The sequence below is a fragment of the Testudinibacter crocodili genome (genome assembly GCF_006228025.1).
Classification (GTDB): domain Bacteria; phylum Pseudomonadota; class Gammaproteobacteria; order Enterobacterales; family Pasteurellaceae; genus Chelonobacter.
In genome coordinates, this window is sequence record NZ_VDHF01000145.1 from 1 (window position 1) to 4,294 (window position 4,294).

The 4,294-nt window shown below is 33.8% G+C and carries 4 protein-coding genes; all 4 read left to right on the top strand.

The window, feature by feature from the left end:
* Nucleotides 1–93 precede the first annotated feature (93 nt).
* Entirely contained in the window at nt 94–939 is an 846-nt protein-coding gene (locus FHQ23_RS11900; RefSeq protein WP_139614511.1) for an SDR family oxidoreductase, read from the top strand.
* 5 nt (nt 940–944) lie between these two features.
* The gene (locus FHQ23_RS11905; RefSeq protein WP_267963714.1) at nt 945–1,763 is read left to right on the top strand and encodes an HAD family hydrolase; all 819 of its coding nucleotides are present in this window, start codon (nt 945–947) and stop codon (nt 1,761–1,763) included.
* A 12-nt stretch (nt 1,764–1,775) separates the two neighbouring features.
* A complete protein-coding gene (locus FHQ23_RS11910) occupies nt 1,776–3,539 on the top strand; it encodes a glycoside hydrolase family 3 protein (RefSeq protein ID WP_139614512.1) in 1,764 nt (587 codons plus the stop codon).
* Nucleotides 3,540–3,553: 14 nt separating this feature from the next.
* On the top strand, nt 3,554–4,294 hold a 741-nt coding region (locus tag FHQ23_RS11915; protein WP_176552317.1), incomplete at its 3' end, for an MFS transporter.

Genomic DNA, 4,294 nt, shown 5'->3' on the forward strand with positions numbered 1-4,294 from the left:
CAATTTTATAAAGTAAGTAGAATGACTTCGAATACATAAAGCTGTTGGTTTACTAATTTACTAATTTACTAAATTACATTACAAGGAGGATTTATGAGCATTGCATTAAATCATAATTTAAAAAATAAAATTATAGTTATCACGGGTGCTGGGGGGATTTTATGTGGCTTTATCGCACAAGAATTAGCAAAAACCCAAGCAAAAATTGCCTTATTGGATATTAACTTTGAGGTTGCAAATCAATTTGCACAGCAAATTAATAATAACGGTGGAATATCAAAAGCTTATCAAACAAACGTATTGAATTTAGATAGTATCAAGCAAGCACGTGATGACATTTTTAAAGATTGGGGGACATGTGATGTTCTAATTAACGGTGCTGGTGGTAATAGTCCAAAAGCCACTACTGAAAATGAATTTCATGAAGATAATTTACCAGATACAACTAAGACATTCTTTGAGCTAGATAAAAGTGGAATAGAGTTTGTTTTTAATCTTAATTATTTAGGAACATTACTACCGACCCAAGTCTTTGCAAAAGATATGTTACACAAAAAAGGTGCTTGTATTATTAATATTTCTAGTATGAATGCTTTTACCCCACTTACAAAAATACCGGCGTATTCTGGTGCTAAAGCTGCGGTTAGTAATTTTACTCAGTGGTTAGCGGTTTATTTTTCAAAAGTTGGAATTCGTTGTAATGCGATAGCCCCAGGATTTCTCGTCAGTAACCAAAATAGAGGATTGCTTTTTAACTCTGATGGTACACCGACAGCAAGAGCGAATAAAATTTTAACAAATACTCCAATGGGACGTTTTGGCCAATCACAAGAATTATTGGGAGGTATTCTGTTTTTAATTGACGAAAATTATTCATCTTTCGTAAATGGTGTGGTTTTACCGATTGATGGTGGGTTTTCATCTTATAGCGGGGTATAAGGCGTATGCTTACAAAATTTAGTAAAACACACGATATCATTATTTGTGTTGATTCTGATGGTTGTGCGATGGATACAATGGATCTAAAACATGAAAAATGTTTTGGCCCTATTTTGGTTAATGTATTTGATTTGACCGATCGGGAGCGATTTTTAATCATCTGGAACAGAATTAACCTTTACTCTCAAACTCGAGGTATCAATCGATTTAAAGGTTTAATCTTATCGTTAGAAGAATATGGTTATAAAAATGATTTCCAAAGATTAAAAGAGTGGGTTAACACTACTCAAGAACTATCTAATATTTCTTTAGAGGCTGAAATTAATAAAAATCCATCATCTGACTTAATATTAGCATTAAAGTGGTCAAATGAAGTCAATAGTGAAATAAAAGCGTTATCAGGACAGGATACTCCTTTTGATGGAGTGAAAGATTCACTTTGTAAGTTACATAAGTTTGCAAATATAGCAGTCGTCAGCTCAGCCAATAATTCAGCAATCTATGACGAGTGGCAACGCCATCAATTACTTCCCCATGTCGATATTGTTTTTGGTCAGGATCAAGGGACAAAATTATTTTGCCTCAATGAGATAAAAAAATACGGCTATCTACCCCACAATATTCTAATGGTTGGTGATTCACCTGGGGATTTACAGGCTGCACAAGATTCCAATGTTCACTTTTTTCCGATAATCAGAGATCAAGAAGCTGAATCTTGGGCGCAGCTTGTCACAGAAACATTACCGAAGTTAATTGCTTGTGAATTTGGAGTAGATTATCAATACAAACTCATTTCAGCATTTAACCATTCATTGCGTGATTAGAGGATAAATCAAATGACAAAAGTAAATTTAACTAAAGCTCCTTTTTTTCTATCCGAGCAAGATATTAATTGGGTCATCAATACCATCGAAGATATGAGTATTGAAGAAAAAATAGGCCAACTTTTCGTTAATATGGGTTCAAGCCGAGATGAGGGATATCTTACTGAAATGGTTAATAAATACCATATTGGTGCTGTCCGTTATAATCCTGGAACTGCTGCAGAGGTTTATGAACAAAATAGAATTTTACAAGAGAAGAGTAAGATCCCTTTATTAATAGCTGCTAATACAGAGGCTGGTGGCAATGGTGCTTGCACCGACGGAACTGAAATAGGTCTTCATGTTAAAGTTGCCGCAACAAATGATTCAAAATGGGCATATGAAATGGGGCGAGTATCAGGTGTTGAAGCTTCCTCCATTGGTTGTAACTGGAGCTTTGCGCCTATTGTTGATATTAATTATAACTGGCGAAACCCAATTATTTCAAATAGAAGTTTTAGTCAAAATCCTGATCAAGTATTAGAAATGGGTCTAGCTTACATGAAAGGGATTCAAGAAAGTGGGATCATGCCGGCTGCGAAACATTTTCCTGGTGATGGTGTAGATGAACGAGATCAACACCTTTCTTTCAGTATTAATAGTTTCTCATGTGAAAAATGGGATAATACTTTCGGTAAAGTTTATCAAGGATTAATTGATGCTGGCATTCCTTCTATTATGGCCGGGCATATCCATTTACCTGCATATGAAAAATATTTTTCTCCAGAATTACAAGATGAAGATTGTCTTCCTGCTACACTTTCTAAACCAATTATTACTCAATTATTACGTGAAAAAATGAATTTCAACGGTGTTGTTGTTACCGACGCAAGCCATATGGTTGCTATGACATCCTCAATGAAACGTAGTGAAGTTCTTCCAGTATCAATTGCTGCTGGCTGTGATCTTTTCCTTTTCTTCAATGATCCTGATGAAGATTTCCAATACATGATGGACGGATATAAAAACGGTATCATTACAGATGAACGTTTAGAGGCCGCCTTAATGCGTATTTTGGGATTAAAAGCAAAATTAGGTTTACATAAGAAAGAAAAAAAAGAAATTTTACCACAAAGAGAGCATGCATTATCGCAAATAGGATTGCCTGAAAATAAAGCTTTATTTAAGGAAGTTGCAGATAAAGCAATAACCTTGGTTAAAAATAAGCAAGATATTTTTCCAATATTACCTGAAAAATACAAAAGAATACTGTTAGTCGATATTAAGGGAGTCGAAGGTGGGTTTGGTAAAATAATAGCCGGCTCAGGTCCAAAACCAATTAATATTTTAAAGTCATTACTTTTAGAAAAGGGATTTGAAGTTGAACTATATAAATCACCTATGGATGAAATTCTAAGTTTACCTGATGATGAACAAGTTGAAATTATACGTAATGAATATGCGGCTAAGCGTCCAATTTATGAGCTTATAAGTAGATATGATTTAGTCATTAATGTTGCTAATGTTAACTCTAGTACTGGGCAACGCATTATATGGCAGGCAACTAAAGGCACACCAGATATTCCTTTTTATGTTCATGAATTACCATGTATTTTTGTGTCTGTTCAATGTCCTTTCCATCTAGCTGATGTGCCACAGGTTAAAACATATATTAATACTTACGATGGCAAAGAAATTACATTGAAACTACTAGTTGAAAAGTTAATGGGCGAGTCTGAGTTTAAGGGAGTTAGTCCTATAGATGCGTACTGTGGTTTTGGTGATACCTATATTTAAAAAGGAGTGAGATTATGAACACTGAACAAAGACCTTTTGGTTTTAAAGATAAAATAGCATATATGTGTGGCGATATAGCAAATGATTTAACATTTATTATGAGTGCTTTTTTTCTCATGCTCTTTTATACTAATGTATTAGAGATTCCTGGTTATATTGTTGGTATATTATTCCTCTGTTCTCGATTTATTGATGCGTTTACAGATATAGGAATGGGCAAGTTAATTGATACTATGACACCAGCAAAAGATGGTAGGTTTAGATGCTGGATTAGACGTATAGCACCATTTGTTTGTATTTCAGGTTTTTTATTATTTTTACATGTGGTTAAAGATTTTCCTTATGAATTTAAACTAGTTTATATTACGGTAACTTATATTATTTGGGGTAGCTTTTTCTATACAGCTATCAATATTCCATATGGTTCTATGGCTGCGGTAATTAGTCATAAACCTGAAGAGCGCGCTTCTTTATCCGTATTCAGAAGTGTGGGTGCAAATATAGCAGTTATGTTTATATCCTTCTTTGTACCATTGGTTGTCTATCAGAATATAGATGGAAAGCAAATTATTATTCCTGAAAGATTTACCATCGTTGCTGGAGTATTTGTGATTGTTGCTTTTGTTTTATATAGAATTTGTTATAAATATACTATAGAGAGAATCCAAATTCCAACTAAAGAACATAAACGTGAGAATTGTTTAAGTGATATTAAAGATATTTTTAGTAGTTTATCCTGTAATAAAGCACTAATG